The 23550-nt window shown below is 46.9% G+C and carries 21 protein-coding genes, 15 tRNA genes and 1 rRNA gene; 28 read left to right on the top strand and 9 right to left on the bottom strand.

What is annotated here, in order from left to right; genetic code table 11:
- The 20 genes from rrf to KNQ18_RS11330 all read left to right on the top strand — a co-directional run.
- Window positions 1-98 (top strand): 5S ribosomal RNA (gene rrf / locus KNQ18_RS11425); the annotation flags it as partial.
- A 6-nt stretch (window positions 99-104) separates the two neighbouring features.
- Window positions 105-179, top strand: a tRNA-Asn gene (locus KNQ18_RS11420).
- Between the two features lie 26 nt (window positions 180-205).
- Window positions 206-296 (top strand) — tRNA-Ser (locus KNQ18_RS11415).
- Between the two features lie 21 nt (window positions 297-317).
- A tRNA-Glu gene (locus KNQ18_RS11410) sits at window positions 318-392 on the top strand.
- Window positions 393-402: 10 nt separating this feature from the next.
- Window positions 403-476: transfer RNA gene (locus tag KNQ18_RS11405), tRNA-Met, on the top strand.
- An 8-nt stretch (window positions 477-484) separates the two neighbouring features.
- A tRNA-Asp gene (locus KNQ18_RS11400) sits at window positions 485-560 on the top strand.
- 7 nt (window positions 561-567) lie between these two features.
- A tRNA-Phe gene (locus tag KNQ18_RS11395) sits at window positions 568-643 on the top strand.
- A 31-nt stretch (window positions 644-674) separates the two neighbouring features.
- A tRNA-Tyr gene (locus KNQ18_RS11390) sits at window positions 675-758 on the top strand.
- Window positions 759-762: 4 nt separating this feature from the next.
- Window positions 763-833, top strand: a tRNA-Trp gene (locus KNQ18_RS11385).
- Window positions 834-842: 9 nt separating this feature from the next.
- Window positions 843-915: transfer RNA gene (locus KNQ18_RS11380), tRNA-His, on the top strand.
- 10 nt (window positions 916-925) lie between these two features.
- Window positions 926-997: transfer RNA gene (locus tag KNQ18_RS11375), tRNA-Gln, on the top strand.
- 8 nt (window positions 998-1005) lie between these two features.
- A tRNA-Gly gene (locus KNQ18_RS11370) sits at window positions 1006-1080 on the top strand.
- A 6-nt stretch (window positions 1081-1086) separates the two neighbouring features.
- Window positions 1087-1160, top strand: a tRNA-Cys gene (locus KNQ18_RS11365).
- Window positions 1161-1196: 36 nt separating this feature from the next.
- Window positions 1197-1277 (top strand) — tRNA-Leu (locus KNQ18_RS11360).
- 4 nt (window positions 1278-1281) lie between these two features.
- Window positions 1282-1352, top strand: a tRNA-Gly gene (locus KNQ18_RS11355).
- Between the two features lie 38 nt (window positions 1353-1390).
- Window positions 1391-1461: transfer RNA gene (locus KNQ18_RS11350), tRNA-Gly, on the top strand.
- Between the two features lie 89 nt (window positions 1462-1550).
- Complete coding sequence (gene queG / locus KNQ18_RS11345; protein ID WP_215084785.1) at window positions 1551-2711, top strand: tRNA epoxyqueuosine(34) reductase QueG; 1161 nt, start codon at window positions 1551-1553, stop codon at window positions 2709-2711.
- Entirely contained in the window at window positions 2686-3165 is a 480-nt protein-coding gene (locus tag KNQ18_RS17425; protein WP_149426890.1) for a methylated-DNA--[protein]-cysteine S-methyltransferase, read from the top strand. The genes queG and KNQ18_RS17425 overlap by 26 nt, the downstream gene beginning before the upstream one ends.
- A gap of 3 nt (window positions 3166-3168) precedes the next feature.
- The gene (trmL, locus tag KNQ18_RS11335) at window positions 3169-3642 is read left to right on the top strand and encodes a tRNA (uridine(34)/cytosine(34)/5-carboxymethylaminomethyluridine(34)-2'-O)-methyltransferase TrmL (protein WP_023467320.1); all 474 of its coding nucleotides are present in this window, start codon (window positions 3169-3171) and stop codon (window positions 3640-3642) included.
- Between the two features lie 238 nt (window positions 3643-3880).
- Window positions 3881-4447 carry a DUF5366 family protein gene (locus tag KNQ18_RS11330; RefSeq protein ID WP_214724342.1) on the top strand — a complete coding sequence of 189 codons (567 nt, stop codon included), beginning with the start codon at window positions 3881-3883 and terminating at the stop codon, window positions 4445-4447.
- A 1-nt stretch (window position 4448) separates the two neighbouring features.
- On the opposite strand, the gene KNQ18_RS11325 is transcribed toward KNQ18_RS11330, so the two are convergent.
- Window positions 4449-6224, bottom strand: a complete 1776-nt coding sequence (locus KNQ18_RS11325; protein WP_215084783.1) for a transglycosylase domain-containing protein — start codon at window positions 6222-6224, stop codon at window positions 4449-4451.
- Window positions 6225-6430: 206 nt separating this feature from the next.
- Between KNQ18_RS11325 and KNQ18_RS11320 the strand changes: the two genes are divergently transcribed.
- The 4 genes from KNQ18_RS11320 to KNQ18_RS11305 are packed head-to-tail and all read left to right on the top strand — an operon-like array spanning window position 6431 to window position 12623.
- Window positions 6431-7591, top strand: a complete 1161-nt coding sequence (locus KNQ18_RS11320; RefSeq protein ID WP_023467324.1) for a glucose-1-phosphate adenylyltransferase — start codon at window positions 6431-6433, stop codon at window positions 7589-7591.
- Window positions 7592-7604: 13 nt separating this feature from the next.
- Entirely contained in the window at window positions 7605-8705 is a 1101-nt protein-coding gene (gene glgD / locus KNQ18_RS11315; RefSeq protein ID WP_023467325.1) for a glucose-1-phosphate adenylyltransferase subunit GlgD, read from the top strand.
- A 14-nt stretch (window positions 8706-8719) separates the two neighbouring features.
- Window positions 8720-10171 carry a glycogen synthase GlgA gene (gene glgA, locus KNQ18_RS11310; protein WP_029340919.1) on the top strand — a complete coding sequence of 484 codons (1452 nt, stop codon included), beginning with the start codon at window positions 8720-8722 and terminating at the stop codon, window positions 10169-10171.
- 28 nt (window positions 10172-10199) lie between these two features.
- Window positions 10200-12623, top strand: coding sequence for a glycogen/starch/alpha-glucan phosphorylase (locus tag KNQ18_RS11305; protein ID WP_215084781.1), 2424 nt, complete (start codon window positions 10200-10202; stop codon window positions 12621-12623).
- A 41-nt stretch (window positions 12624-12664) separates the two neighbouring features.
- On the opposite strand, the gene KNQ18_RS11300 is transcribed toward KNQ18_RS11305, so the two are convergent.
- On the bottom strand, window positions 12665-13483 hold the full coding sequence (locus KNQ18_RS11300; RefSeq protein WP_215084779.1) for a sulfurtransferase: 819 nt from the start codon (window positions 13481-13483) through the stop codon (window positions 12665-12667).
- 93 nt (window positions 13484-13576) lie between these two features.
- Here KNQ18_RS11300 and KNQ18_RS11295 point away from each other — a divergent pair, with 93 nt between their 5' ends.
- Both KNQ18_RS11295 and KNQ18_RS11290 read left to right on the top strand, forming a co-directional pair.
- Window positions 13577-15313, top strand: a complete 1737-nt coding sequence (locus tag KNQ18_RS11295; RefSeq protein ID WP_215084777.1) for a phospho-sugar mutase — start codon at window positions 13577-13579, stop codon at window positions 15311-15313.
- A gap of 137 nt (window positions 15314-15450) precedes the next feature.
- On the top strand, window positions 15451-16347 hold the full coding sequence (locus KNQ18_RS11290; RefSeq protein WP_058265034.1) for an aldo/keto reductase: 897 nt from the start codon (window positions 15451-15453) through the stop codon (window positions 16345-16347).
- 183 nt (window positions 16348-16530) lie between these two features.
- Here the strand turns inward: KNQ18_RS11290 and KNQ18_RS11285 are convergent, their stop codons facing one another.
- The 5 genes from KNQ18_RS11285 to KNQ18_RS11265 all read right to left on the bottom strand — a co-directional run bounded on the left by KNQ18_RS11285 (window position 16531) and on the right by KNQ18_RS11265 (window position 20497).
- Window positions 16531-16719, bottom strand: a complete 189-nt coding sequence (locus KNQ18_RS11285; RefSeq protein ID WP_023467331.1) for a hypothetical protein — start codon at window positions 16717-16719, stop codon at window positions 16531-16533.
- 141 nt (window positions 16720-16860) lie between these two features.
- Window positions 16861-17511 carry an amino acid ABC transporter permease gene (locus KNQ18_RS11280; RefSeq protein ID WP_023467332.1) on the bottom strand — a complete coding sequence of 217 codons (651 nt, stop codon included), beginning with the start codon at window positions 17509-17511 and terminating at the stop codon, window positions 16861-16863.
- Entirely contained in the window at window positions 17508-18275 is a 768-nt protein-coding gene (locus KNQ18_RS11275; protein WP_047396216.1) for a transporter substrate-binding domain-containing protein, read from the bottom strand. Before KNQ18_RS11275 ends, KNQ18_RS11280 begins: the two co-directional genes overlap by 4 nt.
- 163 nt (window positions 18276-18438) lie before the next feature.
- Window positions 18439-19545, bottom strand: coding sequence for an ABC transporter ATP-binding protein (locus KNQ18_RS11270; protein WP_023467334.1), 1107 nt, complete (start codon window positions 19543-19545; stop codon window positions 18439-18441).
- A gap of 118 nt (window positions 19546-19663) precedes the next feature.
- Window positions 19664-20497 (bottom strand): PucR family transcriptional regulator, encoded by an 834-nt coding sequence (locus tag KNQ18_RS11265; RefSeq protein ID WP_050677719.1) that lies wholly within the window; start codon window positions 20495-20497, stop codon window positions 19664-19666.
- Window positions 20498-20571: 74 nt separating this feature from the next.
- Here KNQ18_RS11265 and KNQ18_RS11260 point away from each other — a divergent pair, with 74 nt between their 5' ends.
- Both KNQ18_RS11260 and KNQ18_RS11255 read left to right on the top strand, forming a co-directional pair.
- Window positions 20572-21708 carry a DUF445 family protein gene (locus tag KNQ18_RS11260; protein WP_215084775.1) on the top strand — a complete coding sequence of 379 codons (1137 nt, stop codon included), beginning with the start codon at window positions 20572-20574 and terminating at the stop codon, window positions 21706-21708.
- A gap of 20 nt (window positions 21709-21728) precedes the next feature.
- Window positions 21729-22103 (top strand): YlbF/YmcA family competence regulator, encoded by a 375-nt coding sequence (locus KNQ18_RS11255; protein ID WP_023467337.1) that lies wholly within the window; start codon window positions 21729-21731, stop codon window positions 22101-22103.
- Window positions 22104-22154: 51 nt separating this feature from the next.
- Here the strand turns inward: KNQ18_RS11255 and KNQ18_RS11250 are convergent, their stop codons facing one another.
- Window positions 22155-22367: a YhzD family protein gene (locus KNQ18_RS11250; RefSeq protein ID WP_087679747.1), complete on the bottom strand. Its 213-nt coding sequence runs from the start codon at window positions 22365-22367 to the stop codon at window positions 22155-22157.
- Between the two features lie 58 nt (window positions 22368-22425).
- A complete protein-coding gene (gene dinB / locus KNQ18_RS11245) occupies window positions 22426-23505 on the bottom strand; it encodes a DNA polymerase IV (protein WP_029340930.1) in 1080 nt (359 codons plus the stop codon).
- Between the last annotated feature and the right edge of the window lie 45 nt (window positions 23506-23550).

Genomic DNA, 23550 nt, shown 5'->3' with positions numbered 1-23550 from the left:
GTGGTCACACCCGTTCCCATGCCGAACACGGAAGTTAAGCACTTGAACGCCGAAAGTAGTTGGGGGCTTCCCCCTGTGAGGATAGGACGCTGCCAGGCGATCGTTCCGCAATAGCTCAGCGGTAGAGCAACCGGCTGTTAACCGGTAGGTCGTAGGTTCAAATCCTACTTGCGGAGCCATTTATTACTTCTTCACCACGTACAATGGAGAGCTGTCCGAGTGGCCGAAGGAGCACGATTGGAAATCGTGTAGGCGTCAAAAGCGTCTCAAGGGTTCGAATCCCTTGCTCTCCGCCATCATCACTTTCAATTCATAATGGCCCGTTGGTCAAGCGGTTAAGACACCGCCCTTTCACGGCGGTAACACGGGTTCGAATCCCGTACGGGTCACCATTTATAGCGTCGCGGGGTGGAGCAGTCTGGTAGCTCGTTGGGCTCATAACCCAAAGGTCGTCGGTTCAAATCCGGCCCCCGCAATTACATACGGTCCTGTGGTGTAGCGGTTAACATGCCTGCCTGTCACGCAGGAGATCGCGGGTTCGAATCCCGTCAGGACCGCCATTGTTAAGGCTTTGTAGCTCAGTTGGTAGAGCAAAGGACTGAAAATCCTTGTGTCGGCGGTTCGATTCCGTCCAAAGCCACCATCTTTATTAACAACATGATTTTCCCATTTGTGGGGGGGTAGCGAAGTGGCTAAACGCGGCGGACTGTAAATCCGCTCCCTCGGGTTCGGCGGTTCGAATCCGCCCCCCCCCACCACCATAGGGGCATAGTTTAGCGGTAGAACTACGGTCTCCAAAACCGTCAGCGCGGGTTCGATTCCTGCTGCCCCTGTTTACCATGGCGATTGTGGCGAAGTGGTTAACGCACCGGATTGTGATTCCGGCATTCGTGGGTTCAATTCCCATCAGTCGCCCTCTTATTATTGGGCTGTAGCCAAGTGGTAAGGCACTGGATTTTGATTCCAGCACGCGAAGGTTCGATCCCTTCCAGCCCAGCTTTTCAAGCGGAAGTAGTTCAGTGGTAGAATACGACCTTGCCAAGGTCGGGGTCGCGGGTTCGAATCCCGTCTTCCGCTCCAATGAGTGGCGCCATAGCCAAGTGGTAAGGCAGAGGACTGCAACTCCTTTATCGTCAGTTCGATTCTGACTGGCGCCTCCAACTATTTCTCAATTAAATAGTTTTGCAAGAGATTGTGCCGGTGTGGCGGAACTGGTAGACGCGCACGACTCAAAATCGTGTTCCTTTGGAGTGTCGGTTCGATTCCGACCACCGGTATCTTGCGGGTGTAGTTTAATGGTAAAACCTCAGCCTTCCAAGCTGATGACGAGGGTTCGATTCCCTTCACCCGCTTTATACTTTTTACACAATCTGATGTTTCACCTGATCATGCGGGTGTAGTTTAATGGTAAAACCTCAGCCTTCCAAGCTGATGACGAGGGTTCGATTCCCTTCACCCGCTTACTAAAAAAGAGCAATGTGTCGTTTTCGCTGACACCTTGCTCTTTTTGTTTAGGAACGGGATTTTAACGAGGAAAGGAGTAGATCGTGATGGATGGTGTGCAATTGAAATTGGCTTTACAAGAGTACGCAGCAGAGATTGGGATTGATGAATTGAAGGTGACGACGGCTGATCCATTTCTTGTCTTAAAACGTCGCCTGCAAGCGCAACAAGAAAAAGGATTCGCTTCTGGTTTTGAAGAGCCCGATCTCGATCTTCGAACGACACCGTCTCTACTCGTTGAAGATGCCGCTTCGATCATTGCCATTGCGGTCGCGTATCCAAGTACTCTCAAAAGTGCACCTCGTGGCAAGGAAGGGGAGCGACGGGGAATCTTTTGTCGATCGTCCTGGGGACTGGATTATCACCAGGCGTTGCGACAACGCTTGACGTTACTTGAAGAAAAAATTCAAGAATTGAGTCCAGGTGCAAGGACGCGCTCGATGGTCGATACAGGAGAACTCGTCGATCGTGCAGTAGCAGAACGAGCAGGTATCGGATTCAGTGGGAAAAACTGCTCGATCATCAGTGAGGAGCACGGATCCTATCTCTATCTTGGTGAACTGATTACAGATATCGTCCTACCGCCGGACCAGCCAGTCGAAGAATTATGCGGGACATGCAATAAGTGTATCGACGCTTGTCCGACGGATGCGATTGTTGAACCTGGCGTCATCGACGCTAAACGGTGTATCTCGTTTTTGACGCAGACGAAAACATTACTACCAGAACCATTCCGAATGGCGCTTGGGAACCGTCTATACGGTTGTGATACGTGTCAGCAAGTATGTCCGTATAACCGGAAGAAGAATGCGACACATCACGCTGAACTGCAGCCGGATCCAGAACAAGTCAAACCGCTCTTAGTTCCACTCTTATCCATGAGTAACCGTGAGTTCAAGAGCCGGTTCGGTACGTTGTCTGGCGCATGGCGTGGAAAAAAGCCGATTCAGCGTAATGCGATTTGTGCGCTCGTCCATTATCGAGACAAGAGCGCGATTGAGGCGCTACGGTTAATGACAGAAACGGATGCCCGGGAAGACATGCGGGCGCTTGCACTCTGGGCAGTCGGTCGAATTGGTGGAATTGAAGAAAAGTCATATATCGAATCACGTCTTTTAGCCGATACTGCAGTGGATGTGCAGACAGAAGGACAACGGTTACTTGAGGAGTGGGGGGAAGCAGATGCCATTTCAACAGCTCACTTATGAGTTTGGTACATTGCTCGTCGCATGGGAAAAAGAGCACATCGTGTATCTCGATTTTGGATTGAATGAAGAGCGTGCTCGAACCTATTTGCAAGAAGAAACCGACGACGGTGAATTACCGAAAGCTTGGCGCATGGCGTTTGATCGTTATGCAGGAGGCGATCGACAAGCGCTTGATGCACTTCCTTGTCAGTTGCGTGTCACACCGTTTGCGGAGCAAGTGTTGCACGCTTTACGAACCGTTCCGTTTGGTCAGACGATCAGTTACGGTGAACTGGCTCGAATGATCGGGAAACCAAAGGCAGCACGAGCCGTTGGTGGTGCCTTGAACCGGAATCCGATCGCGTTAATTTATCCGTGTCACCGTGTCATAGGGGCGACTGGTAAACTGACGGGTTTTGCAAGTGGGATTGCCCATAAAGAAGCGCTTTTAGCGCATGAGATAGGAGAGAATTGAACCATGGCTATTCATGTCGTTATGTATCAACCGGAGATTCCTCAAAATACAGGAAATATTTCACGCACATGTGCAGCGACGCATTCCGTCCTTCACTTGATCCGACCGCTCGGCTTCTCGACGGACGATAAGCAACTTAAACGTGCGGGTCTCGATTACTGGGAATTCGTCGATGTCCGTTATCATGATTCGTTAGAAGAACTGTGGGAGAAGCATCCGGAAGGTATTTTCTACTATATTACGAAATATGGAGAACAGTACCCGAGCCAGATCGACTTATCGGATGTCGAACAGGATTATTTCTTTGTCTTTGGTCGGGAAACAAAAGGATTGCCGCTTGAAGTCATCGATGCGAACGCAGAGCGTTGTATCCGTCTACCCCAATCGAATCTCGTTCGTTCACTGAACGTCTCGAACACGGCAGCGATCATCGTCTATGAAGCATTGCGTCAGCAAGGATACGCAGGTCTTCTATAAAGCAAAAGCTCCATCCTGAATCAGGATGGAGCTTTTATGAATTATTCGTTACCTTCAGGTTTTTTGTTGTAGCCTGCAGTGAAGATTGCTGTCAAAAACGCAAGACTTACGCCGACCATTAAGATAAATGCCATTTTTGTTTCCCCCTTCAGTCTCTTGAACCGATATAATCTATTATAGTATACCTGTAAGTGAAATTGTGTGCTACATATGAATTTTCTATGAATGGAGACTCCACATGCGTACGAACGTTTACCTATTAAGTTATGCTCCGCTGATCAGCATCTTGTTATTTAGTACGTCCCTTGCGATTGCAACGACGGAACTCGCATTACATTGGCTCGATCAAGTTGGTGTGTACGATGAATTGTTACAACTCTTGACGGCACGCGATACGAAGCTTGTCGTTTGGCTTGGCTTTTTGATCGTTTACTTCATGATTTTCAGTTCATTGAAATTATTATCGGATACGATCAATCAGCTCGGTTTCGCCTTTTTCATCAAGGAACAAGAGGGAACGACACTCAGCATGTTACGTCCGGGAAGTATTCTGCTACTTATCGGAGGTTGTGTCAGCTTCGCCTTCATGACGTCCTTCTTGCATGTCGGAATCGTGTTGCTTGTGTCTTTTTTCATCTATTTTATCTTTTACACGGTACAAATTAGTAAAATGACGAGTGCAGCAGGAGCCGTCGGTTTGATTATCTTTTCTTTCTTAGCCTGGGGTGTTCTGCTTGCTGGTCTATCGTGGGTCGGTCTGACTTTATTCAATTCGTTCGGGGAAGCGATTTTATTTCCGAGTTGACTTAAGGACGTAAAATCGTCGCCCACGTCTGGACTTGTAACGTTGCATTCGCCTCAACAGGGAAGGGACGCGGGCGATCTGCCCCTAGCCAAATCCCTCCGATATGTTGATTTTTAATACCGACGAACCACATGTCTTTGTTATCGTTCGTCGTTCCTGTTTTTCCTCCGATATAGCGCGTAGAGGAATCATATCCTTTGCGTCCCGTTCCATACGTCATGACATTCTTTAAACCAGCCCGTAATTCCCGGTTCGTCTGACTGGACCAAATCCGTTGTTCTTTTTCTTGTGGTCGTTCGACTATTCCATTTTTAAGCGTAATACTTTTGATCATCGATGCCGGTCGATAGATCCCGTCATTGACGAATACGGAATAAGCGTTCGTCAGTTCATATGGACTGATCCCGTATTGCAACCCACCTAGGGCACTTGTAAAGGCATCATCCTCACGTGTCCATTGGCTAAACTGGAATGGACGGATGGACTTCAATCCTTCCCGGAAAGAGACAGCAAATGCTCGAATTGCTGGTGTGTTATAGGAGTAAGCGATCGCATCGGCAATTGTTACTTGTCCGAGAATTCGATTTCCGCTATTTGACGGACAGTATCCATCGATACAGACGGGACTACCGTCTAACGTGCTCGACAAGCGGGCTTTCGTCTTCTCAAGGTAAGGACCGTAGACAAGTAACGGTTTGATGGCTGAACCAGGTTGTCGGTACGACTGCACTGCTCGGTTGAACTGACCTGTCAAATTCGATTTGTAGCCGACAAGAGCTGTGACTCCGTGTGTTTGTCCGTCGATGCCAACATAAGCCCCCTCAATCGGGTTGGGTAGATTGCGAAGAGCTTCCTTAGCCCGTCGTTGTTCTGCTGAGTCGAGATATGTCGAGATGACCGCACCTTGTTGATGCAGATATTCTGCAGCATGCTTCTCACTCCAACCCTTTTTTTGAGCGGTCATCCGAACGGCAGCTTGAACGGTGGCATCGATATAGTCCGGATAAGGGACACTCGGTTTATAGGATCGAGGCGACACACGAGAAATAGCAAAATCTTTCGTCAGTACACGATCGCGTATTAACGCTTGAACGATTCGTTGCTGACGTTTTTTTGTGTTTTCAGGAAAGCGCAGCGGGTCATAAAGAGAAGGATTATTCGGAATTGCTGTCAGAAAACTGATTTCAGACCAACTCAACTCACGTGCCGGCTTATTGAAATAGGATTTTGCGGCAAGTTCGATGCCATAAATATTATTCGCGAAATAGGCTTGATTGACATACGCTGTCATCAGTTCTTTTTTCGAATATTTTTGCTCCAAAGACACAGCAATTAACAACTCTTTTATTTTTCTAGTATATGTTTTTTCGTTTGTTAGATATGTCATTCTTGCTAGTTGTTGTGTGATCGTACTGCCACCTTGAGATTTAGAATCAGACTGGTTTTTCGTAAACGCGCGTAAGATTCCTGTGATGTCATATCCGTCATGTTGATAGAAACGCTGATCTTCGATGGCAACAAACGCTTGCTCGACTTTTTTCGGCAATGTTCGAGGAGTTAGATCATCCCGTCGTAATCCGTCATAGAGCTCGACCCGTTTGTTTTCATAGGTTACGGTGATTGGTTGATAGGAGGTCAGTGGATGTCGCGTCGTCTGTTCATCGGCCCAGAAAAAAAGTGTACGTGCTGTTTTCAACTCATCTTTTATTGAAAATAAGGAAAATAGAAGCATCGTCGCAAGACCAAGTAAGACGAGATATCCTGTCGTAATTCGCATGAGAACTCCTTTCAAAAAGTCATTTCATTCCTATTATCGGTCTTTTATGGAGAAATCAATAGATTTTTTTTCGATTTTTGTATTTTAATAAACCTATTTTGCAGGAATGTTATATTAAAAAGAGAAAAGATTGGGTATATAGAAGTATCTGTGGATTTTAGAACGCGAGTCATCTGTAAAAAAAGAGCATAAATGGAGGGGACGAAATGGCTAAAAAGAATGTCGTTGCGATGTTACTTGCAGGCGGAGAAGGGAAACGTCTGGGAGCTTTGACGAAACACACTGCGAAACCAGCTGTTGCATTTGGAGGAAAATACCGGATCATTGATTTCCCACTTTCGAACTGTACGAACTCAGGAATCGATACAGTTGGCGTGTTGACGCAATACGAACCATTAGAGTTGAATCGATACCTTGGCATTGGAAGTCCATGGGATTTGGATCGCCGTAATGGCGGATTAACGATTCTTCCACCATACCAAGCACAGAACGGCAAAAACTGGTATGAGGGCACAGCAAATGCTATTTATCGAAATATGAGTTATATCAATCAATTTGACCCTGAATATGTTCTTGTTCTATCAGGCGACCATATTTATAAAATGGACTACGAAAAGATGATTGAGGAACACCGTGTGACAGGTTCTGATGTCACGATTTCCGTACGTGAAGTACCATGGGACGAGGCACCGCGATTTGGTATCCTCAATACGGACGATGACTTACGAATCAATGAATTCGAAGAAAAACCAAAAAATCCGAAATCAAATCTTGCATCGATGGGGATTTATGTCTTTAACTGGGATATCTTAAAACGCCACTTGATTCAAGATGCCGGCGATGCGGAATCAAGCTTTGACTTCGGTAAAAATATCATCCCGAACATGCTTTTTGAAAATCTCAATATCCGTGCGTATAAATTCAAAGGATACTGGAAAGACGTCGGGACGATTCAATCCCTTTGGGAAGCGAACATGGATCTATTGACGGCAGAGCCTGAATTCGATTTGTATGAACCGTCATGGAAAGTACATTCGGTCAACCCGAATCAGCAACCACAATACATTGGAAACGCTGCGACAGTCGAGACATCGATCATCAACGAAGGATGCCACATCGAAGGAGAAATCAATCATTCGGTTCTCTTCTACGGTGTCGATGTAGCAGAAGGATCACTCGTCAAAGACTCGGTCATCTTCCCGAACGTCAAAATCGGACGAGACGTCACGATTCACCGGGCGATCTTAGCAGATGGCGTAATCGTAGAAGATGGTGCAACGATTGGTTCTCCAGACGGAGAAGTTTTCGTCATCGAAGCAGACAGTATCGTCAAGAAGAACGAAGTCATCAAAGAAGCGATTCAATAAGGGGGATATTCGAATGAAGGTCGATTTATTAGGTGTCATCAATCTGAGTGGGGAAGAAGGCTTTTTCAAGGAATTGACGGAGCATCGTAACTTAGCGGCAGTTCCATTTGCAGGGCGTTATCGGTTGATCGATTTTACATTAACGAACATGGTACAAAACGATATCGCGAACATCGGGATTTTTACGCTCGAGAAATATCGGGGCATGATGGACCATCTTGGATCTGGTAAAGAGTGGGATCTTGACCGTTCAAACGGTGGACTCTATATCTTCCCACCTGCATTGTCACAAGATGCGAACGAGTTCCGTGGGGATCTATCGAACTTCCACCTTCACCGTGATTTTTTCCTTCGCAGTAAAGAAAACTATGTCGTCGTCTCTGGTTCAAACATCTTATCCGCGGTGGATTATCGCGATGTATTACGTGAACATAAAGAATCGAATGCGGATATTACGGTCGTCTATACGAAGCGTGAGCTACCTTGTAAATACTGCCGCCCGATCCGTTTTGGTGAACAGAATCGCGTGACAGCGATTGGATCACGCGGATTCCAGCCGACGGATGAGACGTTCTACATGGAGACGGTCGTTCTATCGAAAAATCTCTTTGTTCGTTTAATTGATGAAGCGATTGCTCGTGGTGAGTACGATTTACTTCAGAGTATCATTCGTTCACAATTGAACCGTCTACACGTGCACGGTTATGAGTACAGTGGTACATCACAAGTCATTCACTCGCTTCGTTCATACTATCGTGAGAGCATGCTGTTGCTTGAACAATGGGGAGCAATCAATGACTTCCAGCACGTCTATACGAAAATCAAGCATGAGCCACCGACACGTTATCTACCGGGTTCTGACATCAAGAACTCACTTGTCGCGAACGGCTGTAAATTAGAAGGAACGACGACGGACAGCATCTTGTTCCGTGGTGTCAAAGTCGGTAAACACGCTCGTGTCAAGAATTCGATCATCATGCAAAAATCAGTCATTGAAGAAGGCGCGGTCGTTGAGTACGCGATTCTCGATAAAGAAGTCACCGTCAAACGCGGTCAAGTCATCCGCGGAACGGCAGAAGAACCAATCGTCATCAAAAAACAAACAATCGTTTAAAGGAGATGTCATTCATGAAGGTATGGTTTGCTGCCACGGAAGCGACACCCTTCATCAAGACAGGGGGGCTAGCTGACGTCGTCGGCTCGCTCCCTTTAGCGCTTGCTGAGGAAGGGGCGGACGTTTCGGTCGTCTTACCCAATTACGGTCAAATCAAGGAACAATACAAATCAGAGATGGAGTTTTTATTCGACTTCATCGTACCGGTCGGCTGGCGCCAGCAATTTGGTGCTGTCCTCCGATTGAAACAAGATGGTGTGACGTTCTATTTCATCGATAATGAGTACTACTTCAAACGGGATGGCGTCATTTATGGACATTACGATGATGCGGAACGGTTTGCGTATTTCTCACGTGCTGTCCTTGAAATGATCCAACATCTGGATCGAAAGGAAGTACCGGACGTCATCCATTGTCACGATTGGCAAACAGGTGTGATTCCAGCGTTCTTACGCATCCATTATCAGCATCTTGAGCGCTATCAAGATATTAAAACGGTCTTTACGATCCACAACTTACAGTACCAGGGAGTCTTCCCGGAAGAAGTGCTCGGTGACTTACTTGGTTTGAGTCATGAACATTTCACAGCGGATGGGATCGCTCATAACGGTCTCGTCAATTACATGAAGGCAGGACTTGTCCACTCCAATCAAATCACGACAGTCAGTCCATCGTACCGTGATGAAATCATGGATCCGTATTACGGTGAGACACTTGAGCCGGTCTTGCAACATCGCGCTGTCGACGTGCGTGGAATCTTGAACGGAATCGACTATCGTCAATTTGATCCTGCTCATGATACGCATCTCGTTGAGACGTATTCCGTTGATACCGTCACGGAAGGAAAAGCAAAAAACAAGGCTGCCTTACAAGAGGAATTAGGTCTCCCGATCAATCCGGACGTACCACTGTTCGGTTTCGTTTCTCGTCTTGTCGACCAAAAGGGAATCGATTTACTCGCGCATATCTTACCAGACTTGTTCGAACTCGATGCGCAGTTCATCATTCTCGGATCGGGTGAAGCGGAATATGAAGGGTTGTTCCATCATGCGACATCGATTCGTCCAGACAAAATCGCTTCTTATATCGGATTTGACGTTGGTCTCGCACAACGGATCTATGCAGGAAGTGATGCTTTCTTGATGCCTTCGCGTTTTGAACCGTGTGGTCTCAGTCAGTTGATTTCGATGAAGTATGGCTGTTTACCGGTCGTTCGGGAAACAGGTGGGCTCCGTGATACGGTTAAACCGTTCAATCAGTTCACGTTAGAAGGAAATGGATTCTCGTTCGCGAATTATAATGCACATGAGTTTTTAGAAGCGATTAAACGTACGATTGAGGTGTATCATGATCGACCAGTCTTTGAGCATTTGATTGAGACAGCGATGAATGAGGACTTCAGTTGGTTGCGTTCAGCCGACGAATACTTGGCTTTATATCGTTTGATTGCACCGTCCGCCACTTGATCGTATCACTGGGAAAAGGGGTTACGTCATGTTCAAAGATAAAGAGAAGTTCAAGGAGAGGTTTACGGAACGATTCGTTTCGATGCATGGCAAGGCAATAACGGAAGCAACAGAAAACGATATCTATCAGACACTTGCCTATCTGGTACGTGAGACGGTCACGATCGACTGGTTACGGACGAAGGAAACGTATATCCATAAAAAAAGTAAGCAAGTCTATTACTTTTCACTCGAGTTTTTACTCGGACGTTTCCTGCATAACAACCTATTGAGTCTTGATGTCTTAAAGGATGTGGAACGGGGACTTGACGAACTCGGATATCAGCTCAGTGATTTGACAGAAGAAGAGCCGGAACCTGGACTTGGGAACGGAGGGCTCGGTCGTCTCGCGGCGTGTTTCCTCGATTCCCTGGCTGCGCTGGGTCTGCCTGGACACGGGAACGGGATCCGGTATCAGTACGGTCTGTTTAAGCAAAAAATCATTGATGGTTATCAAGTCGAGTTACCGGATAACTGGCTGAAGAACGGGAACATGTGGGAAATCAGACGTTCTGATAAAGCGGTCGATGTTCCATTCGGTGGACATGTCTGGCTCGAAGAAGTCGGTGATGGATATCGTGTCCATCATGAGCCGGCTGAAATCGTCCGTGCTGTTCCGTACGATATGCCGATCGTCGGCTATCAAAACAAGGTCGTCAATAACCTGCGACTCTGGAGTGCTGAGTCTCCACTTGATGATGATGAATTACTTAGCCAATACCGTGGGAACTATAAAGATTTACTGGCACATAAACAATCGATTCAGACGATTTCAGAGTTTCTGTATCCGGATGATACGACGTATGAAGGAAAAGAGTTGCGTTTGAAGCAACAATACTTCTTTGTCTCTGCCGGATTACGGAGTATCTTGACGTCCTTTAAAAAGCGAAATCATTCATTGAAGCAACTCGGCAACCATATCGCTATCCATATCAACGATACACATCCGGTCGTCGCGATTCCGGAGTTGATGCGGATTCTTGTCGATGAAGAAGGATTTGGATGGGAAGAAGCATGGCGCATCACGAAGAGTGTCATGTCGTTTACGAACCACACGTTACTGTCAGAAGCACTCGAGCGCTGGCCGATCGATTTGTTCCGTCGCTTGTTACCGCGCATCTACCTCATTATCGAGGAAATCAACCGACGCTTCTGTAAGGATGTGCTTGCAAACTATCCACACATGGAAGCGCATATGCGAGATATCGCCATCATCGCGGATAACCGGATCAACATGGCGAATCTGGCTGTCGTCGGCACGCATTCGACGAATGGTGTCGCTCAGATTCATACTGAGATTCTGAAGCAGCGCGAGATGCGACTATTTTATGAGATGTTTCCGCTTCGCTTTAATAATAAGACGAACGGAATTACACATCGTCGCTGGTTCCTCTCATCGAATCCAGCACTGGCAAATCGTGTGACAGAAGCAATCGGGGATAGTTGGATTCAGCATCCATCCGATTTGCAAAAGTTGACGAAATGGGCAGAGGATTCAGCATTACAGAAGGACATCGCCGAGATCAAACTTCAGCGTAAAGAAGAATTAGCGTTGCTCATTGAAAAAGAAACCGGTATCGTCGTGGACCCAACCTCGATTTTTGATGTTCAAGTCAAGCGATTGCATGCGTACAAACGTCAACTCTTGAATGCATTACACATTCATTCGCTCTACTATCGTCTGAAGGAAGACCGTTCCTTCACGATGACACCGCGGACATTCATCTTTGGTGCAAAGGCGGCGCCAGGCTATCATTATGCAAAAGAAGTCATTCGTTACATTAATGCATTGGCACGCTTGATTAACGATGATCCAGACGTCAGTCCGTACTTGAAAGTCGTTTTCCTAGAAAACTATCGTGTATCGCTTGCTGAGAAAATCTTCCCGGCAAGTGACGTCAGTGAACAGATTTCGACTGCAAGTTATGAAGCCTCTGGAACCGGCAACATGAAGTTCATGATGAATGGTGCACTGACAATCGGAACGCTCGACGGAGCGAACATCGAAATTCGAGACGAGGTCGGGGATGCGAACATCTTCATCTTCGGCTTAACACCGCAAGAAGTCATGAATTATAAGCAGTACGGTGGTTACAGTGCATACGATCAATACAATGCCCAACCCGAGTTACGACGGATTATTGATAGTCTCGTTGATGGAACCTTATTTGCTCCAGGTGAATTCCAAGCGATTTACGATTCATTATTGACGTATAATGATGAGTATCTGATCCTGAAAGACTTCATGTCGTATCAACAAGCGCAGGAACGAATTGATCGGATGTATCAGCAACCAGAAGAATGGTATAAACGCGTCATTCTTAATATTGCGCGGTCAGGTGTGTTCTCAAGTGATCGAACGATTAAAGAGTATGCGAATGCGATCTGGAACATCAAACCGATTCAACTCTGAACAAAAAGACACTGACAGATGTTTCTGTCAGTGTCTGATGCTTACGAACGGGAGACATCTTCACCACGACTGACCCAATCACTATAAGAGCCGGCATAAAGCCGGACATCGGTTTTCCCGAGTGAATGGAGAGCGATGACATTGACACACGCTGTCACACCACTTCCACAATAGAGGATAGGTGCTGTGACCGGTAGGATGTCGGCGTACAATTCTTTCAAATCTTCCGCGTCCCGTAAGCGACCATCTGGTGAGAGTGCTTGTTCGAAGAAACAATTCACGGCACCTGGAATGTGGCCGGCGACGTGATCGAGTGGTTCGATTTCTCCACGGTATCGATCGGGCGCACGGGAATCGATGACCATCGTTTCTGTCAGCTGATCTTTCAGCTCTTCGAACGAGACGAGCATCTCATCTTGAAAACGAGGCGCGTAATGAGAAGGTTCATAAGTAGGAACGTCGTCCGTGACCGGAAGATCGAACGCTAGGTAAGAGGAGAATCCGCCCTCAAGGACGACGACACGCTCATGTCCGATCCATTTAAATAACCACCACGCACGAGCTGCATAAGGAAAACCATCGTCATACAAGACGACGAAGTCTTCTGGTGTCACACCATGCTGTTCCAGTGTGTGTTGCCACGCTTCTTTTGAAGGAAGCGGATGCCGACCGCCGACCTCATCGATGGGACCGGAAAGGTCAGTTGTTAAATTCAGGTGCTGTGCACCTTCGACGTGTTGTTCCAAGAAAGCATTTCGTCCATATTCAGGTTGTTGCAAGTCATATCGGCAGTCAAACCAGCGAATCTGATCCGTTCGGACGAGCTGTTGAAGATCTGCCATTTGAATCGTAGGAAACATGCCTCATCACCTTACCCTTTCTAGTGTTAATCATATGAAAGGTATCGCATCATCGCAAGTCTTACCCTCATTTAAAAAAGGAGTCGATTTACCATGTCATGGAAAGAAACCTATCAAAAATGGGATCAGTTCGCTGATTTAGACAGTACATTAAAAGAAGAATTAGTCACGCTAGCAACGGATGAAAAAGCAGCCGAAGAAGCATTCTATAAAGAACTCGAGTTCGGAACAGGTGGTATGCGTGGGGAAATCGGTGTCGGGACGAACCGGATGAACGTATATACGGTCCGAAAGGCATCACAAGGGTTCGCGGCATTCATTAAGGCGTCGGGGGAAGAAGCGGCAGCAAAAGGAATCGTCATCGCACACGATTCACGCCATTTCTCACCAGAATTTGCGCTGGAGGCGGCACGGACGCTCGCAAGTAACGGCATCAAAGCGTATCTGTTCGACGGTCTACGTCCGACACCAGAACTGTCGTTTGCAGTTCGGTCTTTACAAGCAGCGGGGGGGATCGTCATCACGGCGAGTCACAACCCACCAGAGTACAATGGTTATAAAGTATACGGGGATGACGGTGGACAACTTCCACCAAAAGAAGCGGATGAACTCGTTTCGTACGTTAGCCAAATCGAAGATGAGCTGTCGATTGAACTTGAGCAAGAAGAAGTCCTTCGCGCGAACGGATTGATCGTCCGTGTCGGAGAAGAACTCGACGAAGCGTACCAAGACAAATTACAAACGATTCGTGTCTTACCTTCGATTCAATCGGAATTAGCGGATCCACTTAAAATCGTCTTCACACCACTTCACGGAACAGGTCTTGTGCCTGTAACAGAAGGATTGAAACGTTACGGATTCGAACAGGTGACAGTCGTCAAGGAGCAAGCGGAACCAGACGGTGCGTTCCCGACCGTGACGTCGCCGAACCCGGAAGAACATGCTGCCTTTAAACTGGCGATCGAATATGGTGACCGGACAGATGCAGACATCTTGATTGCGACGGATCCAGATGCTGACCGTGTTGGAGTCGCAACACGTGATGCAGACGGAGAATGGACAGTCCTGACAGGGAATCAGACGGGAGCGTTATTGCTCGACTACATCCTTTCACAAAAAGCGGCGCAAGGAACACTGCCAGCGAACGGATTCGTCGCGAAGACGATCGTTACGTCGGAACTCGGCGCGTTGATTGCACGTCACTATGATCTCCACGTCGAGAATACATTGACAGGCTTTAAGTTCATCGGGGAAAAAATCAAACAATATAACGCATCGGGTCAATATGAGTATCTCTTCGGATACGAGGAGAGCTATGGTTACCTTATCGGTGACTTCTGCCGAGACAAGGATGCCGTCCAAGCGTGCTTGTTAGCTGCTGAGATGGCTGCGTACCATAAGAAAGAAGGACGGACGCTCTATGAGGCATTACAGGCGATTTACGAGCAGTTCGGGTACTTTGAAGAGTCACTCCGCTCTCTGACACTCAAAGGGAAGGATGGCGTGGAACAGATCGGTCGTATCATGGATACGTTCCGTGAGAATCCGCCAAAACAAGTGGCTGGAGAACAGGTCGTCTTATTCGAGGACTATGATGCGAGCATCGCCCACGATTTGAAGACACATCAACCTTCACCGATCAACTTGCCAAAATCCAACGTACTGAAGTTTACGCTTAGCGATGGATCATGGTTCTGCCTTCGTCCATCGGGTACGGAACCAAAAATCAAATTCTACTTCAGCGTCACGTCACCAGATGCTGCTGAGACGACACGGAAACGTCAGCAAATCGAAGATGAAGTCATGCAAGAAGTCGAACAAATTCAATAAGTCCCATGCAGGATCACGTCATCGACGGGGTCCTGTTTTTTATCTCAGAGCATCAAAAAGTGAAATCCGTGCAACCGGTACCATTTTGGGGTACAGTAAACGAGATAGAGTTTATACGATTGGGGAGTGGAAGATAGATGGAACGGATTCAACTAACAGAAGATTTATCATTCTCACGCATCATTCACGGCTTATGGCGATTGAATGAATGGGAGATGACGAAAGAAGAGCGGCTTGAATTGATCGAAGCATGTCTTGCTTTAGGAATTACGACGTTTGATCACGCAGATATCTATGGCGATTACACGAATGAACGCTTATTCGGAGAAGCGCTTGCTTTAAAACCGGAGTTACGTGACCGAATGGAGATCGTTACGAAGACGGGCATCAAGATGAAAGGGAATCATTTCTCGGATCAGTCGTTGTCATTCTACGATACGACGAAAGAGCATATCATCAAACAAGTCAACCGTTCTCTTCAAGAACTCGGTGTCGAGTACGTGGATACGTTGTTGATTCACCGTCCAGATCCGTTGATGGACCCGAACGAGATTGCTGAAGCGTTCGTAGAGTTGAAGGACGCAGGAAAGGTACGGACATTCGGTCTCTCGAACCATACACCTGCGCAACAAAGTCTCATTCAGTCGCGCTTACCATTCATGCTCGTGACGAACCAACTCGAGTTGTCGGTTTCGGAACTGAAACATTTCGAGGACGGATCCGTTGATCTCTGTCATGAAAATGAGATGCCGTTGATGGCATGGAGTCCGCTTGCGGGCGGTCGTCTCTTCAAGGACGAGCAATATGCTCCGTTACGCGAAAAATTAGCTGAGATCGCAGAGACGATTGGGGCAGAAGAAATCGACGAAGTCGCATATGCATGGTTGCTCAAACATCCAGCACGTATCATGCCAATCGTTGGTTCTGGTAAGATTGAACGTATCGAATCTGCGGTTCGTTCGACGAAATTGTCGTTGACACGCGAACAGTGGTTTGAGATTTTGAAGGCATCACGTGGTCGTGACGTCGATTAATTGATTTTGAGATAGAAGCGGATCAATGCGTAAATTGTCCGTTAGCGAAATAAAGTGAGAGGATCGTTTCCGATATATCATCCGGAAGCGATCCTTTCTTTCTCTTACGTATAGAACATATGTCAAAAAGTAAACAAAAAAAGCCCCATCTCAAGGGGGAGGAGAGATGGGGGATCTATGAGGTTAAGCTTCTAAGCGAAGCATCTCCTGACGGTATTTATCTAAACGATCTTTACTTGCTGACATGGCAGCTTGGTCATTGGCTTGAATCGCATCGAAGAGCGTACTGAGCTCATAATCGATTTCGAGACGTAGCACTGGAATTCGCTGCTCTGCATCTTGTCTACGGAAAGCTTCAATTACTTGTTTCATCTCGGCCACGCTCCTTTATAAGTTGTCAGATAATTCTGATTTTTATTAGTATACTTGATTATTCCCGGATTGCCTAGTGCTAAACCTAAAAAAATCTAAAAAAACACACTTGAAATCCTGACGGTTCCAAGTGTGGAAAATTCATTCTGGAATGCTGAATCGTGCCTCTAAGCGATGTTGAACACTTTGAATGAGCGTTGACATGATCCAGTAAATCGCAGCTGAGAATAGCAGCAACGGCATGACGAGATACGTCGTAGCTGAAATCTGGTCAGAGACGTATGTCAATTCTTCGACAGCAACAATCGTACCGAGTGATGTCGATTTGATGATATCGATGACAGAGTTCGAAAGCGGTGGAATCGCCCGAGATAGTGCTTGCGGCAAGATGACGTCCTTGAATGTCTTACGACGCGGAATACCGAGCGAATCAGCTGCTTCCCATTGTCCACGATCGACAGAGGAGATGGCAGCTCGGAACGATTCTGAGATATACGCAGAAAAGTGAAGCGATAAGCCGAAAGCGAGAGCTTGGAATCCAGTCAATTGAAGGACAACGAGACCATTGTATAAAATCAGGATTTGTAACAGCAATGGTGTTCCTCGGAAGAAGGAGACGTATAAACGTGCAAAACCGCTAAAGACGGCAAGACGGCTATCACGCATGACGGCAAGAATCAACCCGAGAATAAGCGCAAAGACGATGGCGAGACCACTTGCTAGAAGGGTCGTACCAATCGCCTTTGCGTAGACGTCCGAGTTATCCCGGACGATCGTCAGTAATTCACTCACTTACTGATATCCTCGTTGAAATACTTCTCACCGATTTTTGCAAGAGTGCCGTCTTCTTGCATCTCAGCGAGTGCTTTATTAAAGTCTTCTGTATACTTGCTGTTTTTCGCCATCATGAAGCCTGATTCGTTCTTATCGAACGTCTCACCGACCGCTTTGACTTTATAGCCTGCTTTTTTCAGCTCCGTTAAAACGAAGAGACGATCGTTCATAGCAGCATCAACACGACCTGCTTCAAGATCTTTTAAGACTTGGTTCGCACCTTTGTAGTACTTCACTTTCGCGCCAGCTTCTTCAGCCGTTTTGGCATAAAGTGAACCTTGTGTCGAACCGACTGTCTTTCCTTTTAAGTCGTCGAGTGTTTTGATGTCGTTCGTTTTATTGTTGACGATGATCGTTGAACCAGAGACTGTATACGCATCAGAGAAAGCGTATTTTTCTTGGCGCTCAGGCGTGATTCCCATTTGGTTCGCGATGACATCGATTCGTTTTGAATCGAGTGCTGGGATGAGTCCTTTGAAGTCCATCGCTTTGTAATCGACTTTATAGCCGGCACGTTTTGCGACTTCGTTCATGACGTCTACGTCATAACCTGTCAATTTTCCTTTTTCTTTATACGTGAAAGGTGGGTACGTTGCTTCTGTACCGACTGTAATGACTTTTGACTCTTTATCAGAACCTGCGTTGTCGTTCGAAGCGCCGCATGCTGCAAGCACCCCCGCTGTCGATAATGCTGCTACAGCTAATTTCAAACCGTGTTTCATAGCGCTCTCTCCTTTATAAATGAATGATTTCAATTCCTAGTTTTCGAATAGGATTAATTTTAAGCTACAAGCAGTATCATACAAAGTTACAGGAACGTCTGTCAATAAAAAAGACTGCCCTTAAAAGGACAGTCTGAAACATCGTAACTGATCGATGATGCGATTAACGGATCGTTGCTTCCGTCGCAGAGTCGAAGAAGTGTGCTTTCGTCATATCGAAGAAGAGATCAAGCTGCGATCCCATCTCGACGTGTGAACGCGAATCAACACGTGCCGTGAACGCTTGTTGTCCGACTTTTGAGTAGAGGTAAGACTCTGCACCCATCAATTCGGAGACTTCGATATGTGCTGGGAAGCGGTGTGCTGTTTTCGTGTCTTGGTAGATCAATTCCGCATGGATGTCCTCTGGACGAATTCCGAGGACGAGATCCTTGTTCGTGTAACCACGGTCGCGGAGAACTTTCATTTTTCCTTCTGGTACTTCGAACTTCTCTTCTGTTCCTGAAACGTGGAAGAGACCGTCTTCCGCTAATTTACCTGTCAAGAAGTTCATCGATGGTGAACCGATGAATCCGGCAACGAACATGTTATCTGGGTGATCATAGACTTCTTTCGGCGTACCGACTTGTTGAATGATACCCGCTTTCATGATGACGATTCGTGTCGCAAGCGTCATCGCTTCCGTCTGATCGTGCGTGACGTAAATCGTCGTCGTCTCAAGACGTTTGTGTAACTGAATGATTTCCTTACGCATTTGTACACGTAATTTAGCATCTAAGTTCGAGAGCGGTTCATCCATCAAGAAGACTTTAGCATCACGAACGATGGCGCGACCAATCGCTACCCGTTGGCGCTGACCACCAGAGAGTGCTTTTGGCTTCCGCTCGAGGTATTCTTCAAGACCGAGGATACGAGCTGCGTTATCAACGCGTTGCTTGATTTCATCTTTAGGGAACTTCCGAAGCTTTAATCCAAATGCCATGTTATCGAAGACGTTCATGTGTGGATACAGCGCGTAGTTTTGGAAGACCATCGCGATATCGCGATCTTTTGGCGCTACATCGTTCATGCGTTTACCGTCGATGATGAAATCCCCACCTGAGATTTCTTCGAGCCCAGCGATCATCCGGAGCGTCGTTGATTTACCGCAACCTGATGGTCCGACGAAGACGATAAATTCTTTATCTTTAATGTGAAGGTTGAAGTCATCAACCGCTTTTGCATCACCTGAGTAGATTTTATCGATATGTTCAAGACGAATTTCAGCCATGTGTAGTTCCCCCTAATGTAAATGATGAAATAATAACGCTTACAAGATTTAGTATAAAAGAAGTCAGGGAGTCTGCCTATGGACAACCTGACTAAATGCAAACGTTTTCAATTAGGCATCATGCTACAAGAAGTAAGGTATAGAGGAAAGTAGCACCTTCAAATGAGCGAACATCGATTCCAGTCTGCTCCGTCAACCGGTCGAGTCGATACTGGAGGCTATTTCGATGTAAGAATAGATGTTTTGCTGTCAGGGAGACGTTCAAATTAGCTCGGCAAAAAGCAAGGATTGTCTCACGAGACTCTGCCTCAAGGGAACGAATGAACTGATCGACGAGTGTCGCGCGGTGCCGGTCATCTAGACTCGCAAGACGAATCATGGCAGGCAAGAAGCGTTCGATGTGCATCGAAGGAACGAAAGCAAGCGCTGCTTGTTCAAGTTGGAACTGAACGGCGATATCGCCTGCAGCACGTTGTTGACCAAGCAATACCTTACCGTCGAGTACAAAATCAGATTGTAACGCTAAAAATAAATCGGATAGTTCAGACTCAATGACAAACTCTTCGCGTTCGACGACCGTGAAGCGGTGTGTGCTAAAAGGAATAAGGATGCTCGTCTGCGAAAAGAAAGAGGAGAGCAATTGTTGAATTTCTTCACTTGTCCGTTCATCGGTTGGATTGAACAAAAAATGGACAAGTCGGAACGACTGATCTTCGAGGGCATGAGCAGATTGGATACGCTCTCGCCATAGATCGATATCAGACCGCGACGTCGTGATGATGCGTTCAGCGAATACATCAAGCAGTTGTTGTTCACGGTCAGAGATGGCAGTCGCCTTGATTCCAAAACAAAGTCCATCTTCAAGGCGATATACGCTATACTGTTCCTGGCAATAAACATTCGGATCGGTCGTAAGCTGGTCATTGAATACAGTCATCAGTTGTCGTAACACACGGCATCACTCCTAAATCGTACATAACTATCTCGACTTTACCATAAGTCGAAAATCGGAAGGAATGATAACTTATGTCAGATACGTTTTTACTCGTGTTGAAACTTGTCGGAATCATCGTCATTGGGGCCCTGATTGGCGCAATTACGAATCATTTAGCGATTCGGATGTTATTTCGACCACTTGAACCGAAATACATCGGAAAATTTCGCATCCCATTTACACCTGGTCTGATTCCTAAACGGCGGGATGAACTGGCAGCGAATCTCGGACGGACGGTCGTCAAGCATCTCTTGACGCCAGAAGGGATCGGGAAACGTCTCGCATCACCAGCTGTTCGTGGAGCCGTCACGCGGCTCGTCGAACAAGAAGTCATGAAATGGACACGCTCGGAAGAGACGGCGGGAGCGTGGATTAGTCGCTTCATCGACGAACCCAAACAACGGATCCAAGGGAAAATCAGTTATCACTTGGAGCAGGAGTTTTCGCTCCTCATGGGTAAATGGCGTGAAAAATCCTTACGCGAGTTGATCGGGGAAGCCGGAGAACAAAAAATCGAGGAGGTCATGCCAAGACTCGTCACATCCGTATTGCACCAAGCAGAGGAATATTTTGATGGACCAAAAGGACGTCTACAACTCGAGGAAACGGTTGCTCGTTTCATCCAACAGCGTCTCGGAGGTGGGATGTTCGGGATGTTGCTCGCGAACGTCAACGTCGTTGATATGATTCAGCCGGAGCTGAAACGGGTACTTCAATCAGAGTCGACGTCTCAGTTTATCCTTGCCTTATTACGTCAGGAATTGCAAAAGGGACTGGATCGTCCACTGTCGTCCTATATGACGGAAGAGACGGAGTCGCGGATTCGACAGACCGTCAAAGAACAAGTCTTGGCGCGTTTACCGATTGAATCGATGCTTGCTACACCATTACGCGTCTGGTTGAATCCACTCGAATCACAATTACTCGAGCAACATGTCCCTGTCGTCATCGATCATCTATTCGAACGGACGACGAATCAAATCGGGCAAATCTTGCAGACGCTCGATCTCGAAACGATTGTTCGAGAAGAGGTCGGTTTGCTGGATACTGCATATCTCGAAGAAATCGTCTTATCGATTTCTAAGCGAGAATTCCGGGCTATCACTTGGCTTGGAGGGTTGTTAGGTGGTTTAATTGGATTGATACAGGCGGGGCTTTATCTCGTCTAAACAAATTGGAGGTTTTACTCATGGCAGAAACAAACTTATACGATCACGCGTACACACTGGAGCGTGCATTACGTGAAACTTCGGAGTATACGACATTAAAAGACTTGTACACGCAAGTTAACGCGGATCCGGAATCAAACGAATTGTTCGCGTCGTTCCGTAACATCCAACTCGAATTACAACAAAAACAGATGCAAGGTGAAGAAATCACACCAGACGATATGGCATCTGCCCAAACAAAGATGCTTGAAGTACAAAACAACCCACTAATCAGTCAGCTGATGCAAGAAGAGCAACGGATGCACACGATGCTGACGGAAGTCACACAAATCATCATGAAGCCGTTAGAAGAACTCTACGCGCCAATGATGGAGCAACAAGACGACGTTCAATAAGTAATCAAAAGGAAGACGGCCATAGTGGCGCGTCTTCCTTTTTTGTATGGCTCAAGATGAAGTAGGGACGATCCGTGGCAAATAAGCGCGCTCGAAATGAATGAGACGACCGGAACGCGTGACACGTGCTGCATGATGGGCGTACCCACTCTCATTAAGACGCCGAATCCCTTCTTCTCGTGCCTGTCCATCTGTTTCTGCTTCAAAGACGTCATCGAGTAACGTTTCACCACGATCTGAAAAGACTGTAATCGTATACTGCATACTTGTTCCTCCCTTGTCTGATCGGTCTTGTATTTAGTATAGTGAATCACCATTCATTTTACAAGCGCAAGTCTAAGTCTTGCCACGTCAACTGTCGCGCAGCGGGAGGAGTAGTCAGGTGACTGACCGTCATACCAATCAAGCGGATCGGTCCGTCGAAGGTGATGCCATTGAACAGTTTCGTTGTTTCCTCAAGTAATCGTTCTTCGTCCGCCGTCTCTTCTGAAAATGTATGCCGTTTCGAACGTGACTGGAATGTATCGGTCTTCCACTTGATCGTGATCGTTCGGCAGACGAGTTCTTTTTTTTGAAGACTCGCAATGACGGATTTTGATTCTCGAATCAACGTCTCGAATATCGTATCGATATCCTCCGTATCTTCTTCGAAGGTCGTCTCAGAACCGATTGATTTTCGCTCGCGTTCCGGACGAACGGGACGTTCATCGATGCCATGCGCCATTGCATGCAGTTCCGTTCCGCGATCGCGTCCGAGCAATGCTCGTAATTGTTCGACCGGCATTGCTTGGACATCTGCGACGGTTTCAATTCCTTGTTTTCGTAACGCTTGTTCCGTGACTTTTCCGACGCCATGTAAATCTCCAATTTTTAATGGAGACAAGAAACTGAGGACGTCCTCTGGAGGAACGACCGTCAACCCGTTCGGTTTCTCGTATCCGGAAGCGACCTTCGCGACGAGCTTAGAGTTCGAAACACCAGCAGAGGCTGTCAGACCTGTCCGTTCTTTAATTTGCTGAAGAACATATTGCGCGATATAGGTCGCACTTTTTTGATCAAAATAATTTTCCGTGACGTCGAGGTACGCTTCATCAAGCGAGAGAGGCTCGACGAGCGGTGTCACTTCTCGGAAAAGCGCCATAATTTGCGCACTGACAGCCCGGTAGACGTCAAAGCGGGGACGAATGAAGACCGCACGAGGGCAGAGCTGAAAGGCACGTCGTGACGGCATCGCGCTATGAATCCCGTATTTCCGTGCTTCATAGGAACAGGTCGCTACAACACCACGTGCATGAGGCGGTCCACCGACGACGACGGGAACACCTTTTAATCGAGGACGATCGCGTTGCTCGACGGAAGCGTAAAAGGCGTCCATATCAATATGAATGATTTTTCGTTCCATCGTACAAGCGTCTCCTTTCAGTAGATATGATACAATTAGTATAAC

Source organism: Exiguobacterium sp. s78 (assembly GCF_018618985.1).
Lineage (GTDB): Bacteria > Bacillota > Bacilli > Exiguobacteriales > Exiguobacteriaceae > Exiguobacterium_A > Exiguobacterium_A abrahamii.
The sequence above is the reverse complement of the archived record's forward strand: the minus strand, read 5'-3'. Positions and strand labels throughout refer to the sequence as shown.